Source organism: Mycobacterium sp. pW045 (assembly GCF_041287085.1).
In the GTDB taxonomy this organism is placed as follows: Bacteria; Actinomycetota; Actinomycetes; order Mycobacteriales; family Mycobacteriaceae; genus Mycobacterium; species Mycobacterium algericum_A.
The window spans coordinates 133,866-158,459 of record NZ_JBGGKU010000005.1; the positions used below are offsets into that span (position 1 = coordinate 133,866).

Here is a 24,594-nt window from a genome sequence, read left to right on the forward strand (position 1 = left end):
CACTTGAGGCCCGTCCCCCTGGAGCAGCTAAAACGTGCCGGACCAGCAGCCTGTAGACCTTGAGAATTCCCCCCGCGAGGAGTGCGGCGTGTTCGGCGTTTGGGCTCCGGGCGAAGACGTCGCCAAGCTCACATATTACGGCTTGTATGCGTTGCAGCACCGCGGTCAAGAGGCCGCCGGTATCGCCGTCGGCGACGGATCGCAGGTGCTGGTGTTCAAGGACCTCGGCCTGGTCAGCCAGGTGTTCGAGGAGCAGACGCTGGCGGCGATGCCCGGCCACGTTGCGATCGGCCACTGCCGCTACTCCACCACCGGTGACACCACCTGGGAGAACGCGCAGCCGGTGTTCCGCAACACCGCGGCGGGCACCGGGGTGGCGCTGGGCCACAACGGCAACCTGGTCAACACCACCGAGTTGGCCGGCCGCGCCCGCCGGCTGGGGCTGATCGACACCCGTGGTCCCGGCGTGGCCACCACCGACTCCGACATCCTGGGCGCGCTGCTGGCGCACGGCTCCGCAGACACCAGCTTGGAGCAGGCGGCGCTGGAACTGCTGCCGACCGCGCGCGGCGCCTTCTGCCTGACATTCATGGACGAGAACACCCTCTACGCGGCCCGCGACCCGTGGGGTGTGCGCCCGCTGTCGTTGGGGCGGCTCGACCGCGGCTGGGTGGTGGCGTCGGAGACCGCCGCGCTGGACATCGTCGGCGCCTCGTTCGTTCGGGACATCGAACCCGGTGAGCTGCTGGCGATCGACGCCGACGGGGTGCGCTCGTCCCGATTCGCCAACCCCACCCCCAAGGGCTGCGTGTTCGAGTACGTCTACCTCGCCCGGCCCGACAGCACCATCGGCGGCCGGTCGGTGCACGCCACCCGGGTGGAGATCGGCCGCCGCCTGGCCCGCCAGCATCCCATCGACGCCGACCTGGTCATCGGGGTGCCCGAGTCCGGCACCCCGGCCGCGGTCGGGTACGCCCAGGAGTCCGGCATCGACTACGGGCAGGGCCTGACCAAGAACGCCTATGTCGGGCGGACCTTCATCCAGCCGTCGCAGACGATCCGCCAGCTCGGCATCCGTCTCAAACTCAACCCGCTGCGCGAGATCATCCGCGGTAAGCGGCTCATCGTCGTCGACGATTCGATCGTGCGGGGTAACACCCAGCGGGCACTGGTGCGGATGCTCCGGGAGGCGGGCGCCATCGAGGTGCACGTACGGATTGCGTCCCCACCGGTGAAATGGCCGTGCTTCTACGGCATCGACTTCGCCTCACCGGCCGAGCTGATCGCCAACGTCGTCGAGGACGAGACCGAGATGCTCGAGGCGGTGCGGCGCACCATCGGCGCGGACACGCTGGGCTACGTCGGGTTGGAGGACATGATCGCCGCCACCGAGCAGCCCAAGTCGCGACTGTGCAGCGCCTGCTTCGACGGCAACTACCCGATCGAGCTGCCCGGTGACAGCGCGCTGGGCAAGAACGTCGTCGAGCAGATGCTTGCCACCACCGCATTACAGGCCGAGAGTGACCCCGACCCGGCGCTGAGTAAGCCCTAACCTCCCGCGGCATTCGCTGCCCTTCGGGCCGAAGCTCCGGCCACAAGTATCAACTACTTGACACTAGATCGGTCACTTCGATAGCGTCGGCGCCATCGAGGCTCGGCCCTGACATCATCAGGCCAGGACAGGAGTGGTTGTGGCGCGTTTTCCCAAGCCGCCCGAGGGCAGTTGGACCCAGCACTATGAACTCGGTACCGAACCGGTGTCCTACCGCGATTCCATCACGCCGGAGGTCTACGAGAAGGAGCGGGCGGCGATCTTCCGGCGCGCCTGGCTCAATGTCGGTCGGGTGGAACAGCTTCCGCGCAAGGGCAGCTATTACACCAAGGAACTCAAGGTCGCCAATACCTCGATCATCGTGGCGCGCACCACATCTGACGAGGTCAAGGCCTACCACAATGTCTGCCGTCACCGCGGCAACAAGCTGGTGTGGGACACCATGCCGCTGGAGGAGACCAGCGGGAACTGCCGCCAGTTCACCTGCAAGTACCACGGCTGGCGCTACGACCTCGACGGCAACCTGACCTACGTGCAGCAGGAAGAGGAGTTCTTCGACCTGGACAAGAGCCGCTATGGGTTGGTCGGCGTGCACTGCGAGGTCTGGGAGGGCTTCATCTTCGTCAACTTCGCCGCGGAGCCCGAGCAGTCGCTGCGCGAATTCCTCGGCCCGATGGTCACGGCTTTGGAGGGTTACCCGTTCGGGAAGATGACATCGCGGTGGCAGTACCGTTCGGAAGTCAACTCCAACTGGAAGCTGTTCCTGGACGCGTTCCAGGAGTTCTATCACGCGCCGGTGTTACACGGGAACCAGACACCCGTAGCTTTCAGGGTGGCGGCCGAGGAAGCCGGTTTCGAAGCGCCGCACTACCGTCTCGAGGGGCCGCACCGGTTGGTGAGCACCTCGGGGGTGCGGGCCTGGGAGATGTCGGCCGAGATGCGCAAGCCGATCGAGGACATCTGTCAGAGCGGGTTGTTCGGCCCGTGGGACCCGCCGGACATCGGCCCGGTTCCCGACGGCCTCAACCCGGCCAACTGCGATCCCTGGGGGCTGGACTCGTTCCAGATCTTCCCCAACTTCACCATCCTGTTCTGGGGCCAGGGCTGGTACCTGACCTACCACTACTGGCCGACGTCGCACGAGTCGCACATCTTCGAGGGCACGCTGTACTTCCCGCAGCCGCGCACGCCCCGCGAGCGGGTCGCCCAGGAACTCGCGGCCGTATCGTTCAAGGAGTACGGGTTGCAGGACGCCAGCACGTTGGAGGCCACCCACACGATGCTCGGCACCGGAGTGGTGGACCACTTCCTGCTCAACGATCAGGAGGTGCTGATCCGGCACTTCCACCACGAAACCGCCCGATGGATCGCCGATTACGAGCACGCGAACGCGAAGGTGTGAGTTGCCATGACCGCGATGCTGCCCAGCGAGTTCTCCGACCTCGAACCCTTCAACGGCTGGTGCCTGGCCTCTGAACCGGAGCGCTACGCCAAGCGGATGGCCAGTTCGATGGCGGACATGCAGGCGTTCTACGATGCCATCACGGCGCGCGCCGAAGACGCGCTGGCCTACTGCGACAAGTTCAGCCTCGACGACCTACCCGAGGATGTCCTCAACCTGATGCACCTGCTGTATTCCATGATCACGGTGGCGTTCCCGGCCGAATCTTGGAAGCAGCCAAGTGTTCCCGACTCCGGGGCCGCCGTCATCGAGTGCGTCTCCGAGCCGTTCCCGTGAGCGAGTCCGGGACCACGGTGCTGCGGGCCGCCCGCTGGCTCGACATCGACGCCGGTGTGCTGCGGTCGCCGGCCGTCATCGTCATCGAGGACGGGCGTATCGCGGCGATCAATCCCGAAGCGCCGGTCGCTGACTCCGCCGAGGACATCGATCTCGGTGACGTGACGTTGCTGCCCGGCCTGATGGACATGGAACTCAACCTGCTCATCGGCGGACCGGGCAGCCCCGAAGGGCTGCCCACGCCCATGCACGGTGTGCAGGACGACCCGGTCTATCGCACCCTGCGGGCGGCGGTGAACGCGCGGACCACGCTGGAAGCCGGATTCACCACCGTGCGGAATCTCGGCCTGATGGTCAAGACCGGTGGTTATCTGCTCGACGTCGCGCTTCAGCGCGCTATCGACCAGGGGTGGCACGTCGGCCCGCGCATCTATCCCGCCGGCCATGCCGTCACGCCCTACGGTGGGCACCTGGATCCGACGGTCTTCCAGCGGTTGGCGCCCGGGATCATGCCGTTGTCGGTCGCCGAGGGGATCGCCAACGGGGTACCCGACGTGATCGCCTGCGTGCGGTACCAGATTCGCCACGGCGCCAAGCTGATCAAGGTCTCGGCGTCCGGCGGCGTCATGTCGCACAGCACCTCGCCGGGCGCCCAGCAGTACTCCGATGCCGAGTTCGCCGCGATCGCCGACGAGGCCCACCGGGCCGGGGTACGAGTGGCCGCCCACGCCGTCGGTGACGTCGCCATCCAGGCCTGCATCCGGGCCGGCATCGATTGCATCGAGCACGGTTTTCTGGCCAGCGACGAGACCATCGCGATGATGGTCGATCACGGCACTTTCCTGGTGTCCACCACCTATCTCACCGACGCGATGGCCGTCGACCGTATCGCCCCCGAGCTGCGCAAGAAGGCCGCCGAGGTGTTTCCGCGCGCAAAAGCCATGCTGCCCAAGGCTATCGCCGCTGGCGTGAAGATTGCGTGCGGCACCGACGCGCCGGCCATCCCGCACGGCCAGAACGCCAAGGAGCTGGCGGCGCTGGTGCAGCGCGGCATGACGCCGGTACAGGCGCTGCGGGCGGCCACCACCACCAGCGCCGAACTCATCGCCGCCGAGCACGAACTCGGCCGGCTGGCGCCGGGCTACTGCGCCGATATCATCGCGGTGCCCGGCGACCCGACCCGCGACATCGCAGTCACCGGTGACGTGCGGTTCGTCATGAAGGACGGCCGAGTCTTCAAGCGCAGCTGAGCTGGGAAGTGGGGATATGGATCTCAACCGCAACACCCTGTGGCTGCTCAAGCAGGCCTTCTACTACTCGCTGACCACCGTGAACGAGGCGATCAGCGATTACGGGGTGAGCACCGCTCAGATCGGGTTGTTACGCCAACTGGCCGGCGAGCCGGGGCTGTCCGGCGCGGAGTTGGCGCGCCGGCTGCTGATCACCCCGCAGGGCGTACAGCTGGCGCTGAGCGCGCTCGAGGGACGCGGTCTGGTGGAGCGCAAGCAGGATCCGCGGCACGGCCGAATCCTGCGGGCCTATCTCACCGATGAGGGGCGTTCGGTGGCCTCGGCGGTGGTCGCCGACGCGATCGCCGCGCACGAGAAGGTGTTCGGCGTATTGACCGCGCAGGAACAGGAGACGCTGCGGGCGCTGCTGACCCGCGTCGTCGAGCAGGGCACCGGGCATACCCTGTTCGACGACCACGTCGAGCCTGACTAGCGTCGGGGCCCGGGTTTCGGCGCGGCGAGTTCGGCCAGCGCCGCCGAGAACAACTCGTCCATCCGCGGGCTCAACTCGGCCAGCGTCGTGGCGCTGGCATGGCCGGCGGCGCCGAAGACCGGCCGGTCGGTCTCGCCGGTGGCGCCGATGGTCAGACACAGGCAGCCGAGGCCGTCTGCGCGGAGTTCCTCGATGGCCTTGCCGACGTCGGCCTCGGCGTAGCGGCCTTCGTAGCCGACGTCGTAGGGAAAGCCGTCCGACAAGACGAGCAACAGCCGATTGGGGGTGCCCGCCTCGGCCTTGAGGATCTGCGCGGCGCCGCGGATCCCGGCGCCGAGCCGGGTGTAGCCCGACGGCTGGAGCTGGTTGAGCCGGGCTCGCCCGACTGCACCGAAACGTTGCGCGAAGGTCTTGATCGCCGGCAGCTCAACACAGTGCCTGCCCTGCGACCGGAACGCATAGACGGCCACCCGATCGCCGAGCTCCTCGAGCGTGACGGCCAGCGTGGCAGCTGCTCGGCGCTGATGGTCATGCACCGCGAGGCCTGCCGGGTCGGTGTCCGTCGACGATCCGGACGCATCCAGCAAGATCAGGACGCCGAGATTGCGGGCAAGCTTGCGCCGTTCGGTGTAGACGTGTTCCGGTGGCGAATGGCCGGAGCGCAAGTCCACGAACACATCGACGAGCGCCTCGAGGTCCAGCTCGTCCCCGTCGGGCTTTCCCCGTAACACCTTGGCCCCCAAGCCGACCCGCGACAGCCGCCGGCGAAGCACATCATCGTGGATCACACCGGCGCCGGAGGGGGGTGCGGCGGCGGTGAGCGGGAAATCGACGACGCGGCACCAGTTGGGCCGGTAGGTGTTGCTGAAGACATCCCACTCGGGATACCAGGCTCCGCCGATACCCGCCGTTGCCGCCGGCTTCTCGTCGGTGAATCGGATCCGGCTGGGCAGCGGGCGGGCGTTCGGTCCGGCCGACCGCGTCCGGCGCAGGGTGCGGGCCGACAGCTCACCGCCGGAGCTGCTGTCGCCGGACCGCGAGCCGCCGAGCAGTTTTCGCAGAAACTCGGAGAGGGCTGGCGAATTGAAGACCGGATTGTCGAACAACTTGAGGATCCTGCTCTGGCCGGCGTCCGTCTCGTCATCGTCATCGTCTGCCGGTGCGTCGGTGGCAACGAGCTCGAAGCGCAGGTCGGCGTCGGCGGCTTGCGCGCCGGCGGTGCCGGCCGACTGCAACAGCCGGGCGGGTTTGATGACACCGAACCACTCCGGTGGGTCTGCGATGTTGACCCGCGTTCTGGCCAGCCGCAGCGATTCGTCGGCCGTCGCGGTACGCGGCGGCGACCCGGAGCGCAGTGCCGCCGCCAGCGGCAGCCGGGTGGCGACGTCGCTCAGTACCCGGTCGCCTTCGAGCGCCAGATAGCGCCGGGCCACCGAGGGGCGTGCCCGCAGCGCCTTGACCAGCCGCGGTTCCAGGCTCCCGGCGCCCAGCAGCGCGCCCTGGACCAGGATCTCGCGGCGCTGCGTCGCCGCCGATGCGCCCGCCGACACGAAGATGGCATGCCCGTTGGTGTGTGCGGCCTCGCCCGCGGGCGCCGGCGCAACCTCGACCGACCGGCCCGCGAGGTAGCCGGCGATGAACTTGAACCGGTCGGGCGTGGCCGGGCCCGGCGCGCTCACATCGGGGGAAGTACGGCGTCGGCGAGTTCACCGAGCGCGCGGATGACGTCGGCGTCGTCGGAGAGGACTTGGACGATGGCGGCCTGGACTGCGCTGCGCAGGCCGAGGCCTTCGGCGACCAGGCCGCCGGCCAGGATCAGCATCCTGGTGGAGGCGCCCTCGCGCAGCGGGGAGCCGTCCAGGTTCCGGATGGCGTTGCCGAGTGCCACCAGCGCCTGCGCCGTCTGCGGATCGACCCCGGTTTCGTGCGAGACGATGTCGATCTCGGCCTGCGCCGGCGGGAAGCCGAGCTCGATGGCGACGAACCGTTGCCGGGTCGACTCCTTGAGATTCTTCAGCACGCTCTGGTACCCGGGGTTATAGGAGATCACCAGCTGAAAGCCCGGTGCCGCCGGCACCGTCGTGCCGAGTCGATCCACCGGCAGGGCACGGCGGTGATCGGCGAGCGGATGGATGACCACGGTGGTGTCCTGGCGCGCCTCCACCACCTCGTCCAGATAGAAGATGGCGCCTTCGCGTACCGCACGGGTCAGCGGACCGTCGACCCAAACCGTTTCCGAGCCCTTGAGCAGGAACCGGCCCACCAGGTCCGCCGACGTCATGTCCTCGTGTCCGGCGACGGTGATCAGCTCGCGACCCGACTGCTCGGCCATGGCCTCCACGAAACGCGTCTTCCCACATCCCGTGGGCCCCTTCAACAGCACCGGCAGCCCGCGACGCGCCGCCGCCCGAAAGACTTCGATCTCATCGCCGACCGCCCGGTAAAAGGGCGCCCCGGTACGGCTTTCGGCCGATGTGGCGGAGCTGTTGTTCAGCACTGTTACTTCCCGGGCTCGAAGGGCACGATCGGGGGCACCGAAACCCCGTCGGGCATCACCAGTTGGCCGTCGACATTGATGTAGCCGGACCGGTTGGACGGCATCGGCAGGGCCGGATGCGGACACGGCTTGTCGGTCCCGTCGCCGCAGATGCCGCCGGTGAAGTAGGAGCGCTTCTGGTGGTCTTGTGGCCACGGATCGGCATGCAGGGCGATCCATTGCGCCGGGCCCATGTAGAAGGCGAAGAAACACGCGCTCACCCCGGCGAAGATCGCCAGGAACCGGGTGAACTGTTGCCGCGCGAATCCGCCGCGGACGCCATCCAGTCCGCGCTCGACGACGGTGCGGCCGCGATCGTCGGTGAAGTAACGCAGGCAGCACAGCGCCGCCTGCACCGCTCCCCACATGAGTCCCTCGTAGACGGGCCATTGGTAGTAGGTGTCGGCATTGATCGACACCGACCGGATGGCGCCGGGGTAGGTGTACAGGCCGATCGGCAGCAGGACCAGGCCCTCCATGACGAAGTCGAAGACGAACGAGATCGCATAGGTCACGGCGATCAGGCGAAGATTGCTGATGCCGGGCCAGCGCGCCTTGATCTTTCGCATCACGGCGCATCCGACGATGGTGATCAGCAGCACCCCGTAGGCGTAGCCCGGAAGGTTCGTCAACAGCGGCTCGGCGACCTGGCGGCCGGGTTCCTCCGGTGACGCCCACCCGGGGATGTGCGACGTCCAGGCGCCCCGGTTGAACAGCCAGGTGTTGTAGGTGCACCAGGTGTTGAAGTAGTTGAGCAGCGGGTCTTGGAAGAACATCAGGCCGATCGATAAAAAGAGCATGCCGTCCAACGTGATTCGCCGCTCGCGACGCCAGGGGCGGATGAAGAACCACCAGATGGCGAACGGCAGGCCGACCCACAGCACGATGGCGTTGGCCATCAGCGGAACCTTCATGTACATCGGCGGATCGTTCGGTCCGACCGGGACGCGTTCGAAGTACGGGCCGGTGATCCAACGCGCCCACACATACAGCTGCAGCGCCAGCAGCGCGCCGCCGGCGGCCGCCCAGATCCGGATGGCCCCGCCGCCTCGACTGCCGGCGGACTCCGGCCGCGCGGCAACTGACACGTTCTGCTGGCTCGGCACGCCGCTTCCCATGTTGCGGTCCCCTTCCCGGATGACGCAGTGTGTGCCGAAATATACTCATCGGTATCTGAGTTGCCAATAGGTATCGCAGATTCTGTGGGATGATCTCGGGCATGGTGGAGCGGTGGACCCGGGAGCGGCGGCTGGCTCACACGCGTTCGCTGCTACTGGACGCCGCCGAAGAAGTGTTCGCCGAAAAGGGCTTTACCACCGCGACTCTCGATGACATCGCCCAGGCCGCCGGCTACACCAAGGGCGCCATCTACAAGCACTTCGGCGCCAAGGAGGAGCTCTTCCTGGCCGTCAGCGACCGGTATTGGCGGCGCTATTTCGAGAACTTCGCCGAGGTGATGGCGAGCGCGAGTCAGATCGGGGCGCGGGAACTCGACGACATCGCCGAGCGGTGGCGGCAGCTGAGTCAAGACCGCGGCGCAGAGCACGCCGCGCTCGGGCACGAGTTCGCGCTGTATCTGCTGCGCAACCCCGACGCCCGGGAGCGGGTCGCCGCCAAGCGGGCTGAGGTCGTCGAGCAGCTGGCGCAGTTCATCGTCGCCGGTGTCGAAAGGCTGGGCGGAACGCTGCTGATCCCCGCATTGACGCTGGCCCAGGTTCTCGTCGCCACCAGTGATTCGGCCGTGCTGGCCAGCCGGCTCGACGACGTCGATCTGTATCGGCCGGTCGTCGCGATGTACGTCTCCATGATCAAGCTGCCCTGACCGGTTGTCAGGGGTGCAGCGCCCGGCACTTGAGATTAATGACAAGTACTTGATAATATCCGTCACGATGGAGTGCGCAGTTGTGATTCGCCGATCGGCGCCGAAGGGGATGCAATGACCACAGAGGTGTCGCCGCGGGTCGCCGTGGTCACCGGCGGAGCCTCCGGCATGGGCGAGGCCACCTGTCACGAACTGGGCCGCCGCGGCTATCGCGTCGCCGTTCTCGACGTCGACGACCAAGCCGCGCAGCGGGTTACCGACGATCTTCGCGGCCTAGGGGTCACTGCGCTGGGAGTCGGGGTCGACGTCACCGATCGGGTCGCCGTCGACGACGGCCTGGCCAAGGTGCGCAGCCAGCTGGGGCCGGTCGCCGCACTGGTCACCAGTGCGGGCGTGTTCGGCTACTCCGCCTTCGCCGACATCACGCCGCCGGAGTGGGCGCGAATCATCGACGTCAACCTCACCGGCACCTTCCACTGCTGCCAGGCCGCGCTACCGGACATGGTCGAGGCCGGCTGGGGGCGCATCGTGATGATCTCGTCGTCCAGTGCCCAGCGCGGCACACCGTTCGCGGCCCACTACGCGGCGTCCAAGGGCGCGGTCATCACGCTGACCAAGTCGCTGGCCCGCGAGTACGCCGGCCACGGCATCACGGTCAACAACATCCCGCCCTCGGGGATCGAGACGCCCATGCAACACCAGTCGCAGGCGGCCGGACACCTGCCGCCCAACGAGCAGATCGCCGCCAACATCCCGCTGGGCCGGCTGGGCACCGGCGCCGACATCGCCGCGGCTGTCGGGTTCCTGTGCTCGGAGGAGGCCGGCTTCATCACCGGTCAGGTGCTGGGCGTCAACGGCGGATCAGTGATGTGACACAGCGTATTTCGCCGGGTAATCAGGGAGGTTCAGATGCAACGATCCGGTAGGCCCGCAGCGGGTTCGTGGACCGAGCACTATGGGCTCGGCACCGGCCCGGTCTCGTTCGCCGACTCCACCTCGCCCGAGTTCTACGAGGTCGAGCGCGAGGCGGTGTTCAAACGAGCCTGGCTCAACGTCGGCCGCGTCGAGGAGGCGCCCGACCACGGCAGCTACGTCACCAAGGAGATCGAAGCGGCCCGGGCATCGGTCATCCTGGTGCGCACCGACGGCGGGGTTCGCGCATTCCACAACGTCTGCCCGCGGTGCGCCACGAAGCTGGTCTGGGACGACTTCCCGGACCGCGAGACCGCCGGGCAATGCCAGGAGTTCATTTGCAAGCGCTGCCGCGGCAGCCACGGATTCGACGGCGCCAAGCCGGACCTGATCGCAGTCCACTGCGACATCTGGAACGGCTTCGTCTTCATCAACTTCGCCGCCGAACCGCGGCAGGGTCTGCGCGAATTCCTCGGGCCGATGATCACCGGTCTCGACGACTACCCGTTCGAGAAACTGACCGAACGCTACGACTGGGTGGCGCACAACAACAGCAACTGGAAGATCTTCGCCGACGCGTTCCAGGAGTACTACCACGTGCCGGCGCTGCACTCGCAGCAGGTTCCCGCCGCGGTGCGAGTGCCCGATGCCGGCTTCACCTGCGGTCACTTCCAAGTCGACGGGCCGCACCGGTTGGTGTCCACCGCCGGGCGGCGCCGCTGGTTGCTGCCGCCGGAGTACATGTACCCGATCGAGCGCGCCACCCGCAGCGGACTGGTCGGTCCTTGGGAGACCCCCGATATCGGTGAGCTACCGGCAGGGGTGAACCCGGGCGGCATCGAACCGTGGGGGATCAGCAACTTCCAGATCTTCCCCAACACCGAGATCCTCATCTACGGCGGCTGGTACCTGCTCTACCGGTACTGGCCCACGTCGCACAACACCCACCGGTTCGAGGCCCACACCTACTTTCACCCGGCCCGCACCGTGCGTGAACGCATCGAACACGAGGTTGCCTCGGTGGTGCTCAAGGAGTTCGCACTTCAGGACGCCGGCATGCTCGGCGGCACCCAAGCCGCGCTGGAGTACGGCATCGTCGACGACTTCCCGCTCAACGATCAGGAGATCCTGGTCCGGCACCTGCACCAGGTGGTCAACGACTGGGTAGACGACTACCGGCGCGACCACGTCGGCGCGGGAGGGCCCCGGTGACCGTCAAGAAGCTGCCGAGCGCCTTCGCCGAGCTGGAGAGGTTCGCCGAAACCTGGTGCTTGCCAACCGAAACCGAACGATTCAGTCAGCGGCTGGCCAGCACCATCCCGGAGCTGCGGGTGTTCTACGACGCGTTCTTCCCGCGGTTGGAGGAGGCGATCGACTACTGCGACAAGTTCGCCCTCGACGAGCTTCCCGAGGACGCGCTCAACCTGCTGCATCTGATCTATTCACTGGTCATGGTGGCCATGGCGGTCGAGGTCATGCACCAGCCCGCCCCCGTCGACGCCGCCGACGCGGTCATGATCCGCACCGGCTGGCCCGTTCCGTGACCGCCGGAGTTCCCTGCCCGAAAGGACGCAGCCGATGAGTCTGCTCACCATCAACAAACTCACCTCCTCGGTGGGCGCCGAGGTCATCGGTGTCCAGCCGGAACGACTGGTCGACGACGATCACCTCAGCGCCGCGGTGCTCGAGGCGCTGGAGGACAACGGGGTCCTGGTGTTTCGGGATCTGCATCTTGAGCCCACCGACCAGGTGGCATTCTGCGGGCGGCTGGGCAGCGTGGACTTCTCCTCGGACGGCCACCACGAGGTGGCCGGGATCTACCCGATCACGCTGAACAGCGCGAAGAATTCCGCCGCGAGCTACCTGCGCGCCACATTCGACTGGCACATCGACGGTTGCACGCCGATGGGCGACGAGTGCCCGCAGAAGGCGACCGTGCTCTCCGCGGTGCAGGTCGCCGAACGGGGTGGCGAGACCGAGTTCGCCAGTTCCTATGGCGCCTACGACCTGCTCACCGACGAGGAGCAGCAGCGCTTCGGCGCCCTGCAGGTGGTGCACTCGCTGGAAGCCTCTCAGCGCCGGGTCACCCCCGACCCGACACCGGAAGAGCTCGCGAGGTGGCGGGCCCGGCCCACCCACACCCATCCGCTGGTGTGGACACACAACACCGGCCGAAAGTCATTGGTGCTGGGCGCCTCCGCCGACTACATCGTCGGCATGGATCTCGACGAGGGGCGCGCGCTGCTGACCGAACTGCTCGAGCGCGCCACCGTGCCTGACAAGGTCTACCGCCACAACTGGTCGGTCGGCGACACCGTCATCTGGGACAACCGGGGCGTGCTGCACCGCGCCGCCCCGTACGACCCCGACTCGCCGCGGGAGATGCTGCGCACCACGGTGCTCGGTGACGAGCCCATCCGGTGATCCGGCTGGAGCCGGTGTGTCAGAACGGTTGGCGATACGGTCTACTTGGCTTGGCGGTCAAGGCCTTTAGCGTCCGGGAGGAGACCACATGACCGAGTTGTCCACCGAGAGCGAGCTGTTCGTCGCGACCGCGCGGGCGTTTCTCGACAAGACCGCGGCGATCAGCGCGCAACGCGAGTTGCATGCCCAGGGCCGCTCCTATGACCCGGCGTGGTGGAAACGGGCTGCTGAACTCGGCTGGGCCGGCCTGCTGGTGCCCGAGGAGCTCGGTGGCGGCAGTGTCTCGGAAAGCGGTCTGCACGACCTGGCGGCGATCGCCGAAGCGATCGGGCGCACGGTGGGTCCGGGGCCGCTGTACCCGGTGAGCACCGTGCTGGCTGGCCTGATCGACGCCGACAACGCCGAGGCCCTCGCCGGGAGCATCGCCGCACTGGTAGCCGGGGAACAGGTGGCCACCTGGGCCGCGGATGAACCGGGCCGGGGCTTTCGCCCGCAGGCGCCGAGTGCCACCGCGACCCCCACCGCCAAGGCCGGGGGAACCGGCTACCGGCTCAACGGCGTCAAGGACCGGGTCGAGGCCGGCGCGCAGGCGGACCTGATTCTCGTCGGGGCCCGCACCGACGACGGCGCGCTGCGACAGTTCCTGATCCGCTCCGACGCCCCGGGGGTGACGGTGCGCCCGCAGAACTGCGTCGACCTGGTGAAGCAGTACGCCCGCATCGAGTTCGACGACGTCGAGGCCGAGGCGGTCGTGGGCACCGCCGCGCAAACCGCCGCCCTCATCGACCGGCAGACCCAGGTCGGCATCGCGCTGGCGTGCGCCGAGTCCGTCGGGATCCTGGACGCCGTGCTGGCCCTGACCATCGAGTGGTGTCGGGACCGCTACAGTTTCGGCCGGCCGCTGGCGTCCTACCAGGCGCTCAAACACCGGCTTGCCGACATGACCATGTGGTTGCACGCGGCACGCGCCATCACCGCCGGCGCCGTCGACAAGATCGCCGCGCGAGCCCCGGACGCCGGGATGTGGGCCAGCGCCGCCAAATCCTATCTGGGGGAGCACGCCGGGCTGCTGGTCCAGGAGTGCATCCAGCTGCACGGCGGTATCGGCGTCACCTGGGAGCACGACCTGCACGTCTATCTGCGGAGGATCACGTTGTACAACAACCTGCTCGGCACTCCGGACGAGCATCACCGGGCGATCTTCACCGCCGCGAACACCACGGAGCCCGCCGCATGAGCCAGACCGCCGCAACCGAGCTCAGCGTGGCGGAGTTCGCCGCCCGGGCGCGTGCCTGGCTGGCCGGCAACATGCCGCGGCTGGACCCGCAGCAGCCGCCGCGCAACGGGCGTGACGACGAGGGCGCCTGGCAGCGTGCCCGCGAACTCCAGCGACGCCTCTACGAGGGTGGCTTCGCCGGGATCTGCTTCCCGCGCGAATACGGCGGCCTCGGACTGGACATCAGCTATCAGAAGGCTTTCGACGTGGAATCCGACGGCTACGAGATGCCGTTGATCCTCAACGTCCCGACCTTCACCATCTGCTGCGCGACGCTGCTCGACACCGGCAGTGAGGAGCAGAAGCGCGAGCACATCAGCGCCGCGCTACGCGGTGACGAGGTGCTCGTCCAACTGCTGTCGGAGCCCAGTGGCGGGTCGGATCTGGCGGGGCTGATCACCCGCGCCGACCGCGACGGCGACGGCTGGGTGATCAGCGGGGCCAAGACCTGGAGCACCAGCGCCTTTGCCGCCGATTACGGGCTGCTGCTGGCCCGCACGGACGCGACGGTGCCCAAGCACGAGGGCCTGACCATGTTCCTCATGCCGATCGACGCGCCCGGCGTCACACTGCGGCGCATCGAACAGGTGGACGGATCCAACGAGTTCTGCGAGGAGTTCTTCGACGGGCTGCGGCTCGGTGATGACGCGGTGGTCGGTGAGGTCAACAAGGGCTGGGACGTCGCCTCCCGACTGTTGTTCCACGAGCGGCGTGCGGTCGGACAGGGCTCGGAGTTCGCCAGCGGCCGCGGCGCCGAACGCACCGAGATGGCCGCCGGTGACTTCCTCACCCTGGCCGCCGAAGCCGGGACCGCCGACGACCCGTTGACCCAGGACAAGGTCGGCCGGGTGCTTGCCCGACGGATGGTCCGCGACTGTCTCGTCGACCATGTCGGGCGTGCGATGCGCACCGGGGCGCTGCCGCCCGCCGCGGGCTCGCTCATCCGGCTGTTCCATTCCGACGTCACCTTCCTGGAGGTCGACACCGCCACCGAGGTCGCCGGCCCGCTCGGCGTCGTCGACGACGACGCGCAGTTGCTCAAGGTCGGAAAACGGTACCTGTCCCGCCAGACGGTGGCGCTCGGCGGCGGCAGCAACGAGATGGCCCGCAACGTCATCGCCGAGCGGGTCCTGGGCCTGCCCCGTGAACACGCCGCCGATCGCGGCGTCCCGTTCAACCAGGTCCGACACAACAGGGCGTGACCGCGGCACGCGCGAGCACGGTAGCCTTACCGCGATGACGGATCCCGCAGCACATTCGAGCGCCCAGGGCGTCACCTACGCTTCGGCCGGTGTGGACATCGAGGCCGGTGACCGGGCTGTCGAACTGTTCAAGCCGCTGGCCGCCAGGGCGACCCGGCCGGAGGTGCGCGGCGGGCTCGGCGGGTTTGCCGGGCTGTTCGCCCTGCGCAACGATTACCGCGAGCCGCTGCTGGCGTCGTCCACGGACGGGGTGGGGACCAAGCTGGCGATCGCCCAGGCGATGGACAAGCACGACACCGTCGGCATCGATCTGGTCGCGATGGTGGTCGACGACCTGGTGGTGTGCGGTGCCGAGCCACTGTTCCTGCAGGACTACATCGCTGTCGGCCGCACCGTGCCCGAACGCGTCAGCGCGATCGTGTCCGGTATCGCCGAAGGTTGCGTGCAGGCCGGTTGTGCGCTGCTGGGCGGCGAGACCGCCGAACACCCCGGCCTGATGGAACCGGATCACTACGACATCTCCGCGACCGGTGTCGGGGTGGTGGAGGCCGACGACGTGCTGGGGCCGGACCGGGTTCGCCCCGGTGACGTGCTGATCGCGATGGGCTCCTCGGGGCTGCACTCCAACGGCTATTCGCTGGCCCGCGCGGTGCTGCTCGACATCGACCGGATGAACCTGGCCGGCCATGTCGAGGAGTTCGGCCGCACCTTGGGCGAGGAACTGCTGGAACCGACCCGCATCTATGCCAAAGACTGCCTGGCGCTGGCCGCCGAGACGCAGGTGCGGACCTTCTGTCACGTCACCGGTGGCGGGCTGGCCGGCAACCTGGCCCGCGTCGTCCCGGACGGCTTGATCGCCGAGGTGGATCGGGGCACCTGGACGCCCGCGCCGGTGTTCGGCATGATCGCGCAGCGCGGCCGGGTGAGCCGGGCCGAGATGGAGAAGACGTTCAACCTGGGCGTCGGCATGGTCGCGATCGTCGCGCCGGAAGACACCGACCGGGCGCTTGCGATCCTGACCGCTCGCCATGTCGACTGCTGGCCGCTGGGCACAGTGGCCAAGACCGGCAAGAGCGCCGAGGCCGGTGCCGGCGCCAAGCTCGTCGGGCAGCACCCGAGATTCTGACAAGCCGGCGGTTCAGCGAGGCTCGACGAAGGAGAGGCGAAGCTGGGACCGCCGCATCAACCGGGGCGGTTCAGCGAGGCTCGACGGAGGAGAGGCGAAGCTGGGGCCGACGCATCAACCGGGCGGTTCAGCGGGGCTCGACGGAGGAGAGGCGAAGCTGGGGCCGACGCATCAACCGGGCGGTTCAGCGGGGCTCGACGGAGGAGAGGCGAAGCTGGGACCGCCGCATCAACCGGGGCGGTTCAGCGAGGCTCGACGGAGGAGAGGCGAAGCTGGGGCCGACGCGTCGGCCGTCCGGCGGTTCGCCGCAGGGCTCAGCGACGCCAGTCGTCGTCGCCGCTCCATGAGTCGTCGCCGTCGTGGTTGGATTTGTCAGCTCCAGCCAGCTCACGTTGTAGCTGGGTGAAATCGGTGGTCGGTGAGCTGTATTTGAGCTCACGAGCAACCTTGGTCTGCTTCGCCTTAGCCCGGCCGCGGCCCATGGGGGGACCCCCTTGCGCAATAACGGAGCGGCCCCAAAAAGCAGGCGGCTCCGATCTGAGTGTGTGTATTGTCCTGCCGACAGCTTACCGTGCCGCGCGCGCGACTGCCGACCAGGCCTGTCAGGTGTGACGCCCGTCAACTCCGGGATCAGGCCCGGCCGCGCAGTCGGTCGACGGCGATCCGCCCCGCGCCCGGCGCATCCGGCGGCGGCATCGATTCGGCATCGATCACCGCGCTGACCTCCCCCGCGGGCCCGGTCAACAGGGGTGTTTCGGCCGACAGTCCGCGCTTGAGCAGTGCCAGTGCGATCGGGCCCAGCTCGAAGTGGTCCACCACGGTGCCCAGCCGGCCGACCGGGCGCCCGCCTGCGGTGATCGGATCGCCGGTCGACGGCCGGTCCACCGATCCGTCCAAATGCAGCAGCACCAGCATCCGAGGCGGCTTGCCCAGGTTGTGCACCCGCGCCACGGTCTCCTGCCCGCTGTAGCACCCCTTGTCCAGGTGCACCGCGCCGACGCCGGGACCGCCGATCCAGTTCAGCTCGTGGGGGATGCTGCGCTCGTCGGTGTCCAGTCCCAACCGCGGCCGCCGCGCCGCCACCCGCTCGGCCTCGTAGGCCCAGATACCGGCCGGCTTCACCCCGGCATGCGTCAGCCGGCGCTGCCAGTCGCCCTTCTCGGCGCGCGGCACCAGAAGCTCCAGCGTGTGCTCGCCGAGACCACGCCGCACGAAGCCGTCGGCGTCGCCGATCGCCACCGCGGCCTCGCCGGGTGGCGCGGAAACGCCCAGTGCGGCGAGCACCGCGGGGTCGGCGAGGCGGGGGCCCCGCAGTGACAGCACCGCGAGATCTGCCGGTTGGATCGTCACGTCGGCCCAGAACACCATCTTGCGAAGGTGTTCGGTCAGCGGATCGCCCAGCCACGGCTCGGTGTCGAGGTAGGTGCGCCCGCCCAGCTCGGTCTGCACCCAGTGATTGGTGATGCGACCGTTGCCGTCCAGGGTCAGGTTCTCGGTGGTGGCGCCGTCAGCCAGCTCGGCGACGTGCTGGGTGCACAGCGTGTGCAGCCACGTCTGGCGCTCCGGGCCGCTCACGGTGAGCACCGCGCGATGCGAACGATCCACCACGACGGCTTCGGTTTGGGCGCACCGCTGTTCGCCGAACGGATCGCCGTAGTGCCAGATCGCACCGGCGTCGGGCCCGGGATCGGGGGCGGGGACGGCAGGCACAGGTCAACTCTACGGAGCCGCTACGCTCAGGGTCTATGCCCGCCGATGACGCCGTGACCATCGTCACCGTGGGCGGCGGCCCGGTGGCCGCGGACCGCCCGTTGTTGCACGCGGATGACCTGGCGGTGTTGCGCGGCGACGGGGTCTTCGAAACGCTGCTGGTGCGCGAGGGTTCGGTCTGTCTGCTCGACGCCCACCTGCAGCGACTGGCCCGCTCGGCGGAGCTGATGGATCTGCCCGCGCCGGATCTGGCCGCGTGGCGAAGCGCCATCGACACGGCGGTGCGGCAGTGGACGACGGCCGGCGAGGCGGCACTGCGGCTGATCTACAGTCGCGGCCGGGAAAGTGGCTTCCAAAATGAGCCGCAGCCAACCGCATACGTGATGATCACGCCGCTGCCGGCCCGCATCACCGCGGCACGGCAAGCGGGCGTGACGGTGCTGACCCTGGACCGTGGTATGCCGGCGCACGGAGAGCCGATGCCGTGGCTGCTGGCCGGCGCCAAGACCCTGTCGTACGCGGTCAACATGGCGGCGCTGCGCCACGCCGCCAGGCAGGGCGCCGACGACGTGATCTTCGTCAGCTCCGACGGCTTCGTTCTGGAAGGCCCGCGCTCCACCGTCATCCTGGTGGAACCGGGGCGGTTGATCACCCCGCCCTCGTCGCAGCCGATCCTGCGCGGCACTACCGCCGAGGCGCTGTTCGAGGTGGCGCGTGGCGCGGGCTACCGCTGCGAGTACGTGCCGCTGCGCGTCGCGGACCTTGTTGCCGCGCAAGACATCTGGCTGGTCTCAAGCATCACGCTGGCTGCGCGGGTGAACACCCTGGACGGCCGGGTGCTCAACCCGCGAATGCCCGGCGAAGAGTTCAGCGGGCTGGTGGACCAGGCCATCGGCCGCTGACGCCGCGGCCGATCAGCCGACGAAGCGGGCCAACCGGGCCGAAAGGTGCGGCACCAGTTCGCCGTCGGCGCCCACCCGCTCCTCCACGTAGGCCAGGTCGCCGTCCGCAACGATTCCATAGAGCCGCTTCGCCCCGCCGGTCAACGCACCGGACCTACTGCGTGCCAGGGCATCGGTGACCAACTCCCAGGACGCCGGACCGTGCGGACGCCCGTAAAACAACTCCACGTAGCCGCTCGAGTGCGCCAGCAGCAACTCGATCGCCTGCGACTCCTCCGGATCGTCGGGATCACTGTTGAAACGCCAGAAGCCGGTTTCCCGCAGGGCCGGCCCGGTGAGCTCGGCGGCATCATCGAGCGGCCAGGACCGCGCCTCCCAGTTCAGGTAGTCACCGCCGTCGTGGGAGACCACGATCTGCTGGCCGAACCGGTAGTCACTGTCGGCATGGTGGCCCACGCCTTCGCCCCGCCACACCCCGACCAACGGCAGCAGTGCCAACAGGGCGTCGTGCAGATCGGCGCCTTGGCGAAGGTTGGCGGTGTCGCTGACCGGAAGGTCCTCGAAGACCGGGATGTTGCGGGAGGCGGTCTGGCCGGCCCGTTCGGCTGCCGCGGCTATCGCACGGTCGCCGGAACCGGGGATGACCGGACGGCTGCCGCCGCCCTGCGCGTCACCGTCTGGGGCGCTCACATCTCGTCGGTGATCAGCCGATACAGCGTGTACAGCGCAAACCAGGTGATCAGGCCCGTAGCCGCCACCAGCATCAACTCGAAGAACAGCACCACGGGGGCAGTCTATCGCGAGTCGTCAGGCGACTTTGATGTCGACCTCGTGCAGACCGGCGCCCGACGGTGACACCACGGCGTCACCGTTGCCCGCCGAGGACAGTGCCCGCACCGTCCACAGGCCCGGTGCGGCGAAGAACCGGAAGTCGCCGGTCGCCGATGCGACCACCTCCGCGGTGAATTCGTCGGAGGAGTCCAGCAGTCGCACGAAGGCGCCCCCGACGGTCGCACCGGAGCTGTCCACCACGCGGCCCGTGATCACCGTCTCCTTCTCCAGGTCGACGTTGACCGGCAAGACGAGTCCTTGTTTCGGTCCAGAGCACATATCAGCTTCCCAATTCGATCGAGGCACCCACCAGGGAGCCGTATTCCATCCAACTGCCGTCGTAGTTCTTGACATTCCGGTATCCGAGAAGTTCGTGCAGCACGAACCAGGTGTGCGAGGAGCGCTCACCGATCCGGCAGTACGCGATGGTCTCCTTCTCGCCGTCCAGGCCGGCCTCGGCGTACAGCTTGGCCAGCTCCTCGTCGGACTTGAAGGTGCCGTCTTCATTGGCGGTGCGGCTCCACGGCACGTTGATCGCGCCGGGGATGTGGCCGCGCTGCTGGCTCTGCTCCTGGGGCAGGTGCGCCGGCGCCAGGATCTTGCCGGAGAACTCCTCCGGGGAGCGCACGTCGATGAGGTTCTTGGTGTTGATCGCGGCGATCACCTCGTCGCGCCGCGCCCGCAGTGACTCATCGAGCGGCTTGGCCGCGTAGGACGTGGCCGGACGGGTGACCTGCTCACCGGAGAGCGGGCGCCCCTCGAGCTCCCACTTTTTGCGGCCGCCGTCGAGCAGTTTGACCGATTCGTGGCCGTAGAGCTTGAAGTACCAGTAGGCGAACGCGGCGAACCAGTTGTTGTTGCCGCCGTAGAGGATCACCGTGTCGTCGTTGCCGACACCGCGTTCCGAGAGCAGTTTGGAGAATCCGGCGGCGTCGACCACGTCGCGACGGACCGGGTCCTGCAGGTCCGTTCGCCAGTCCAGCCGGACCGCGCCCGGGATGTGGTTGGTGTCATAGACGCTGGTGTCTTCATCGACTTCGACGAAGACGGTGCTCGTCGCGTCGAGATTGCTCTCGGCCCAGTCGGTGGAGACCAGGACGTCAGAGCGAGCCATGGCGGGCATCCTTTCGGTGATTCGAGGCGGCCGTTGCGGTCATGCCGCCGTCGGGCGCAGGCGGGCGACGAGCGGGTAAAGCTGACAGGCCAGGCAGCTGCCGAAGGCCGCGTTGAGGAAGGCCGCCGCCAGCGCAATGGTCGTCGCGATGATTCCCACCACTGCGGCGGCAGCGAAACCGGCGAGTCCGATCAGGGCGAAAACCAGGCCGACGAGCTGGGCGAATTTCAGCGGAGCCACCGGCTCACGCGCGCTGGCCGGACTCAGCCGCGGCGCCACCAACCGGGCGAACAGCACACCGTAGGGGTGGCGCCGGGGGCCGGCCACCGCGCCGATCGCGAACACCACCGCCTGGCCGGACAGCAAGACGGCCGCACCGGCCGGGCTGACCTGGAAGGTGAGCAGCACGGCCGCCAGCACCGCGGTGGTGATCCAGGCGCTGAACCGGGGACCCCGGACGTCTACCTGCCCGGTGTCGGCGGAGGTGTCCGGCATGGTGTTGCTCCCTGGCTGTCGTGGCGAATGGCTGGGTGGAGACATGCCACGGATTCACCGGGCGGCTCCCAGAGCGACGCGAGAACGCGGCTACTCAGCGACAACGACAACAGCAGCAGCCCGCGGTGCGGCACAGATCGACTGCGCGACGCTTGGTGAGCACAAGCTCAAGGCGGGCGAACACGACGAACAGCCTACCCAATGCCGGGGCGTTCAAGCCAATAGCGGTTCCAGCGCCGACCGCAGCGCAGCGGCCGTCGGCACACCGGCGGCCCGGTAGCGCTGCCGGCCGCCGGCGTCGAAGATCAGCGTGGTGGGCAACGACAGCACCGAGAACCGCCGCGCCGCAGCGGGGTTGGCGTCTATATCGACTTCGCGATGCGCTATCTTGCCCGGGCCGCCCAGCTCATCGCAGACCGTCTCGACCACCCGCCGCACGCCGGCGCAGGGTCCGCACCACGGCGCGGAGAAATGCACCACCGTCGGGTGGCCGGGCGGTAGCCCGAGAAACGCGGCACCGCCGTCGTCGGCGCCGATCCCCGGGGCGGTGGCCGCCACCGCCCTGAGCGCCCCGGCCCGCCGGCTCATCCACCACCCGATGACGCCCGCCAGGAGCAGGCCGGTGAGCAACGCGATCGCGCTCACCGCGGGCGGAACTCCGGCAGGGTGACGGTCATGTCCTCGGCGATGCCCTCGATGATCACATCGGAGCCGCGGGCCCCCTGGCTGGTCGGCACCAACCCGAACGGGAGTCGCTGCTGCGGCACGCTGCCGTGGAACGCCGCCAGCACCACGGCCCGCTGGTCTTCGGGAACGTGCTGGTCGGCGGTGTCGGGACCGGTGAGCACCGCGGTCGGGGTGATCACCAGCGTGCTGTGGTCAGCGCCGCCGACCGAAAGGTCCACCGCCACGCTCACTCGCTTGCCGTAGCCGGCAGGCGTGCCGGTGAACACCAGGCCCTGATTGCTGGAGATGCCCGACTCGGTGGTGCCGCCGGTCGCGTCATTGGTCTCGTCCGGCGGTGCCTCCACCATCAGGTCGCGGATGCCCAGATAGCGACCCAGGTACACCGAACCGATGATGATCCGGCTCTCCAGTTTGGCGACCGAGATCTTGGCGCCCGGCCGGAATCGCCAGGACGCCTCACTCAGGTCGACCGAATGCATGGTGGCCTCCAGCATCGCCTTTCCGACCATCGGCTGCTCGACGGCAGGGGCTTTGATCTCCACTTCGTCGTAGTGATCCCGCCGTGCCTGCGGGATGAACGGAAACCCCAGGATCGCGACGAAGGGGTCGGATCCGAGGTCGGTGGCCCGGCGCACCGCCCGGGACAACTGGTATTCGGCGTAGACGCTGATCCCGAAGTCGACCCCGCCAGCTGTGACCGCCACCGCCGCGATCACGGCCGATATCCCGATAAGCACCCTGCGCACCCGGTCATTCTGGCAGGTCGCACGCTATCGTTAGATCACCTGGGACGCTGGAGGACCACGTTGGAGCTACTGCTGTTGACCGCTGACCTGCACCCGGAAGTGGTGCTGCCGTCGCTGTCGCTGCTGGCACACACCGTGCGCACAGCGCCGCCGGAGGTCTCTGCGCTGCTGGAGGCCGGTTCGGCGGAGGTGGTGATCGTCGATGCCCGCACCGACCTGGCGGGCGCCCGCGGGCTGTGCCGGCTGCTGAGCACCACCGCCGGTTCGGTGCCGGTGATTGCGGTGGTGACCGAGGGCGGGCTGGTGGCCGTCAACGCCGAATGGGGTATCGACGAGATCCTGCTGCCGGGCACCGGACCCGCCGAGGTCGACGCCCGGTTGCGGTTGTTGACCGGTCGGCGCGCCGCCCCAGCCGCCGACCAGGCCTCCGGTCAGACCAAGCTGGGCGAGTTGGTGATCGACGAGGCCACCTACACCGCGCGGTTGCGCGGCCGGCCGCTGGACTTGACCTACAAGGAATTCGAGCTGCTCAAATACCTCACCCAGCACGTCGGCCGGGTGTTCACCCGGGCGCAGCTGCTGCAGGAGGTGTGGGGCTACGACTTCTTCGGGGGAACCCGCACCGTCGACGTGCACGTCCGGAGGCTGCGGGCCAAGCTCGGGCCTGAATACGAGTCGCTCATCGGCACGGTGCGCAATGTCGGCTACAAGGCGGTCCGGCCGGTTCGGGGCAAACCGGCGGGCGCATCGGGCGACGAAGCCGAGGCGGACGAGGATTTCGCGGCCGACGGCGGCGCCGAGCCCGCCGGTGACGGTGCATCCGAGTCGCTGGCCAGTCAGTGAGCACGCCGGGATGGCGCGCCGCGCTCGATGAGGACGAGCAGCGCCAGGTTCGGGAATTGATCGCCGCCGCAGCGCACCATGACGGCGTCGAGCCGGTCGGGGAGCAGGTGCTGCGCGAGCTCCCTGGTACCCGCAGCGGGCACCTGGTCGCCGCGGGCGCCGACGGGTTGCTGGGTTACCTGAACCTGAGTGCGCCGCCGGACGACACCGCTCCGATGGCCGAGTTGGTGGTGGCGCCGCACGCCCGGCGGCGCGGTATCGGCTCCGCCATGGTTCGCGCCGCGCTGGCGAAGAGCCGAGGACGAGCCCGGTTCTGGGCGCACGGCACGCTGCCGGGCGCTCGGGCCACCGCCGCGGCGCTGCAACTGGTCGTGGTGCGCGAGCTGCTGCAGATGCGCCGGTCGTTACGCGGGATCGCTGAGCCGTCGATTCCGGCCGGGGTGGTGATCCGCAGCTATGCGGGCGCGGCGGACGACGCCGAATTGCTGCGCGTCAACAACGCCGCCTTCGCCTGGCATCCCGAACAGGGCGGCTGGACGGCGGCGGACCTGGCCGAACGTCGGGCCGAGGGCTGGTTCGATCCGCACGGGCTGTTTCTGGCCTTCCCCGACACTCAAGAGACCGACGACCAGACGCTGCTGGGATTCCACTGGACCAAGATCCACCCCGGCACCGCCGGCGCCGAACCCGTCGGGGAGGTCTACGTCGTCGGGGTCGATCCGGCCGCTCGGGGCCGCGGCCTGGGTCGGGTGCTCACCGAGGTGGGCTTGGCTCACCTGGCCCGGAAACTCGCCGACCTCGACGAGCCGACCGTGCTGCTCTACGTCGAGGCGGACAACACCGCGGCGTTGCGGACCTACCGGCAGCTGGACTTCGCCGTGCACAGCGTCGACACCGCCTACGCCGGGGTGGAGGTAGGTTGACCGGTCGGCGATCTATTCACCGCCCGTTCACCT

The 24,594-nt window shown here is 68.6% G+C and carries 28 protein-coding genes; 16 read left to right on the forward strand and 12 right to left on the reverse strand.

Features of this window, described 5'->3' with window-relative positions; all coding sequences use genetic code 11:
* Positions 1-34 precede the first annotated feature (34 nt).
* The 5 genes from purF (at position 35) to ACAG20_RS09885 (ending at position 5,012) form a co-directional block, all read left to right on the forward strand.
* Positions 35-1,552, forward strand: coding sequence for an amidophosphoribosyltransferase (purF, locus tag ACAG20_RS09865; RefSeq protein WP_041318776.1), 1,518 nt, complete (start codon positions 35-37; stop codon positions 1,550-1,552).
* Between the two features lie 139 nt (positions 1,553-1,691).
* Positions 1,692-2,954, forward strand: a complete 1,263-nt coding sequence (locus ACAG20_RS09870; protein WP_370492404.1) for an aromatic ring-hydroxylating dioxygenase subunit alpha — start codon at positions 1,692-1,694, stop codon at positions 2,952-2,954.
* 6 nt (positions 2,955-2,960) lie between these two features.
* Positions 2,961-3,290: a hypothetical protein gene (locus ACAG20_RS09875; RefSeq protein WP_013830489.1), complete on the forward strand. Its 330-nt coding sequence runs from the start codon at positions 2,961-2,963 to the stop codon at positions 3,288-3,290.
* Positions 3,287-4,540, forward strand: coding sequence for an amidohydrolase family protein (locus ACAG20_RS09880; protein WP_370492405.1), 1,254 nt, complete (start codon positions 3,287-3,289; stop codon positions 4,538-4,540). Before ACAG20_RS09875 ends, ACAG20_RS09880 begins: the two co-directional genes overlap by 4 nt.
* Positions 4,541-4,556: 16 nt before the next feature.
* Positions 4,557-5,012: a MarR family winged helix-turn-helix transcriptional regulator gene (locus ACAG20_RS09885; protein WP_013830487.1), complete on the forward strand. Its 456-nt coding sequence runs from the start codon at positions 4,557-4,559 to the stop codon at positions 5,010-5,012.
* On the opposite strand, the gene ACAG20_RS09890 is transcribed toward ACAG20_RS09885, so the two are convergent.
* From ACAG20_RS09890 to ACAG20_RS09900, 3 genes are read right to left on the reverse strand one after another with little or no spacing between them, the layout of a single operon-like run.
* Positions 5,009-6,691, reverse strand: coding sequence for a nitric oxide reductase activation protein NorD (locus ACAG20_RS09890; RefSeq protein WP_370492406.1), 1,683 nt, complete (start codon positions 6,689-6,691; stop codon positions 5,009-5,011). The two genes, ACAG20_RS09885 and ACAG20_RS09890, sit on opposite strands and share 4 nt — an antisense overlap.
* Positions 6,688-7,506 carry an AAA family ATPase gene (locus tag ACAG20_RS09895; protein WP_370492518.1) on the reverse strand — a complete coding sequence of 273 codons (819 nt, stop codon included), beginning with the start codon at positions 7,504-7,506 and terminating at the stop codon, positions 6,688-6,690. Before ACAG20_RS09895 ends, ACAG20_RS09890 begins: the two co-directional genes overlap by 4 nt.
* Positions 7,507-7,511: 5 nt before the next feature.
* Positions 7,512-8,666, reverse strand: a complete 1,155-nt coding sequence (locus tag ACAG20_RS09900) for a spirocyclase AveC family protein (protein ID WP_083037559.1) — start codon at positions 8,664-8,666, stop codon at positions 7,512-7,514.
* 101 nt (positions 8,667-8,767) lie between these two features.
* On the opposite strand from ACAG20_RS09900, the gene ACAG20_RS09905 reads away from it, so the two are divergent.
* The 8 genes from ACAG20_RS09905 to purM all read left to right on the forward strand — a co-directional run bounded on the left by ACAG20_RS09905 (position 8,768) and on the right by purM (position 16,310).
* Entirely contained in the window at positions 8,768-9,370 is a 603-nt protein-coding gene (locus tag ACAG20_RS09905) for a TetR/AcrR family transcriptional regulator (protein WP_041320201.1), read from the forward strand.
* Positions 9,371-9,484: 114 nt separating this feature from the next.
* Entirely contained in the window at positions 9,485-10,243 is a 759-nt protein-coding gene (locus ACAG20_RS09910) for an SDR family NAD(P)-dependent oxidoreductase (RefSeq protein WP_370492407.1), read from the forward strand.
* A 36-nt stretch (positions 10,244-10,279) separates the two neighbouring features.
* Positions 10,280-11,494, forward strand: a complete 1,215-nt coding sequence (locus ACAG20_RS09915) for an SRPBCC family protein (protein ID WP_370492408.1) — start codon at positions 10,280-10,282, stop codon at positions 11,492-11,494.
* Entirely contained in the window at positions 11,491-11,826 is a 336-nt protein-coding gene (locus ACAG20_RS09920) for a hypothetical protein (protein WP_370492409.1), read from the forward strand. The genes ACAG20_RS09915 and ACAG20_RS09920 overlap by 4 nt, the downstream gene beginning before the upstream one ends.
* A gap of 34 nt (positions 11,827-11,860) precedes the next feature.
* The gene (locus ACAG20_RS09925; RefSeq protein ID WP_112685585.1) at positions 11,861-12,706 is read left to right on the forward strand and encodes a TauD/TfdA family dioxygenase; all 846 of its coding nucleotides are present in this window, start codon (positions 11,861-11,863) and stop codon (positions 12,704-12,706) included.
* Between the two features lie 88 nt (positions 12,707-12,794).
* The gene (locus ACAG20_RS09930; protein WP_370492410.1) at positions 12,795-13,943 is read left to right on the forward strand and encodes an acyl-CoA dehydrogenase family protein; all 1,149 of its coding nucleotides are present in this window, start codon (positions 12,795-12,797) and stop codon (positions 13,941-13,943) included.
* On the forward strand, positions 13,940-15,184 hold the full coding sequence (locus tag ACAG20_RS09935) for an acyl-CoA dehydrogenase family protein (RefSeq protein WP_370492411.1): 1,245 nt from the start codon (positions 13,940-13,942) through the stop codon (positions 15,182-15,184). The genes ACAG20_RS09930 and ACAG20_RS09935 overlap by 4 nt, the downstream gene beginning before the upstream one ends.
* A gap of 34 nt (positions 15,185-15,218) precedes the next feature.
* Positions 15,219-16,310: a phosphoribosylformylglycinamidine cyclo-ligase gene (purM, locus tag ACAG20_RS09940; protein WP_112685579.1), complete on the forward strand. Its 1,092-nt coding sequence runs from the start codon at positions 15,219-15,221 to the stop codon at positions 16,308-16,310.
* Positions 16,311-16,624: 314 nt separating this feature from the next.
* On the opposite strand, the gene ACAG20_RS09945 is transcribed toward purM, so the two are convergent.
* Both ACAG20_RS09945 and ACAG20_RS09950 read right to left on the reverse strand, forming a co-directional pair.
* Complete coding sequence (locus ACAG20_RS09945) at positions 16,625-16,792, reverse strand: DUF3073 domain-containing protein (RefSeq protein ID WP_112685577.1); 168 nt, start codon at positions 16,790-16,792, stop codon at positions 16,625-16,627.
* 148 nt (positions 16,793-16,940) lie between these two features.
* Positions 16,941-18,020 carry a folate-binding protein YgfZ gene (locus ACAG20_RS09950; RefSeq protein WP_370492412.1) on the reverse strand — a complete coding sequence of 360 codons (1,080 nt, stop codon included), beginning with the start codon at positions 18,018-18,020 and terminating at the stop codon, positions 16,941-16,943.
* A gap of 35 nt (positions 18,021-18,055) precedes the next feature.
* Between ACAG20_RS09950 and ACAG20_RS09955 the strand changes: the two genes are divergently transcribed.
* Complete coding sequence (locus tag ACAG20_RS09955; protein WP_370492413.1) at positions 18,056-18,922, forward strand: aminodeoxychorismate lyase; 867 nt, start codon at positions 18,056-18,058, stop codon at positions 18,920-18,922.
* Between the two features lie 12 nt (positions 18,923-18,934).
* Here the strand turns inward: ACAG20_RS09955 and ACAG20_RS09960 are convergent, their stop codons facing one another.
* From ACAG20_RS09960 to lmeA, 7 genes are all read right to left on the reverse strand, one after another.
* Positions 18,935-19,612, reverse strand: a complete 678-nt coding sequence (locus ACAG20_RS09960) for an FABP family protein (protein ID WP_370492414.1) — start codon at positions 19,610-19,612, stop codon at positions 18,935-18,937.
* 117 nt (positions 19,613-19,729) lie between these two features.
* Positions 19,730-20,032, reverse strand: a complete 303-nt coding sequence (locus tag ACAG20_RS09965; RefSeq protein WP_370492415.1) for a DUF1416 domain-containing protein — start codon at positions 20,030-20,032, stop codon at positions 19,730-19,732.
* A gap of 1 nt (position 20,033) precedes the next feature.
* Positions 20,034-20,867 (reverse strand): sulfurtransferase, encoded by an 834-nt coding sequence (locus ACAG20_RS09970; protein ID WP_112685571.1) that lies wholly within the window; start codon positions 20,865-20,867, stop codon positions 20,034-20,036.
* A gap of 39 nt (positions 20,868-20,906) precedes the next feature.
* The gene (locus tag ACAG20_RS09975) at positions 20,907-21,362 is read right to left on the reverse strand and encodes a DUF4395 domain-containing protein (RefSeq protein ID WP_370492416.1); all 456 of its coding nucleotides are present in this window, start codon (positions 21,360-21,362) and stop codon (positions 20,907-20,909) included.
* 94 nt (positions 21,363-21,456) lie between these two features.
* Complete coding sequence (locus ACAG20_RS09980; RefSeq protein WP_369797625.1) at positions 21,457-21,546, reverse strand: Ms5788A family Cys-rich leader peptide; 90 nt, start codon at positions 21,544-21,546, stop codon at positions 21,457-21,459.
* A 29-nt stretch (positions 21,547-21,575) separates the two neighbouring features.
* On the reverse strand, positions 21,576-21,950 hold the full coding sequence (locus tag ACAG20_RS09985; RefSeq protein ID WP_370492519.1) for a thioredoxin family protein: 375 nt from the start codon (positions 21,948-21,950) through the stop codon (positions 21,576-21,578).
* 53 nt (positions 21,951-22,003) lie between these two features.
* A complete protein-coding gene (gene lmeA / locus ACAG20_RS09990) occupies positions 22,004-22,795 on the reverse strand; it encodes a mannan chain length control protein LmeA (protein ID WP_370492417.1) in 792 nt (263 codons plus the stop codon).
* Between the two features lie 60 nt (positions 22,796-22,855).
* Between lmeA and ACAG20_RS09995 the strand changes: the two genes are divergently transcribed.
* Both ACAG20_RS09995 and mshD read left to right on the forward strand, forming a co-directional pair.
* Entirely contained in the window at positions 22,856-23,638 is a 783-nt protein-coding gene (locus ACAG20_RS09995; protein ID WP_370492418.1) for a winged-helix domain-containing protein, read from the forward strand.
* Positions 23,635-24,561 carry a mycothiol synthase gene (mshD, locus tag ACAG20_RS10000; RefSeq protein WP_370492419.1) on the forward strand — a complete coding sequence of 309 codons (927 nt, stop codon included), beginning with the start codon at positions 23,635-23,637 and terminating at the stop codon, positions 24,559-24,561. Before ACAG20_RS09995 ends, mshD begins: the two co-directional genes overlap by 4 nt.
* The last annotated feature ends 33 nt before the right edge of the window (positions 24,562-24,594 follow it).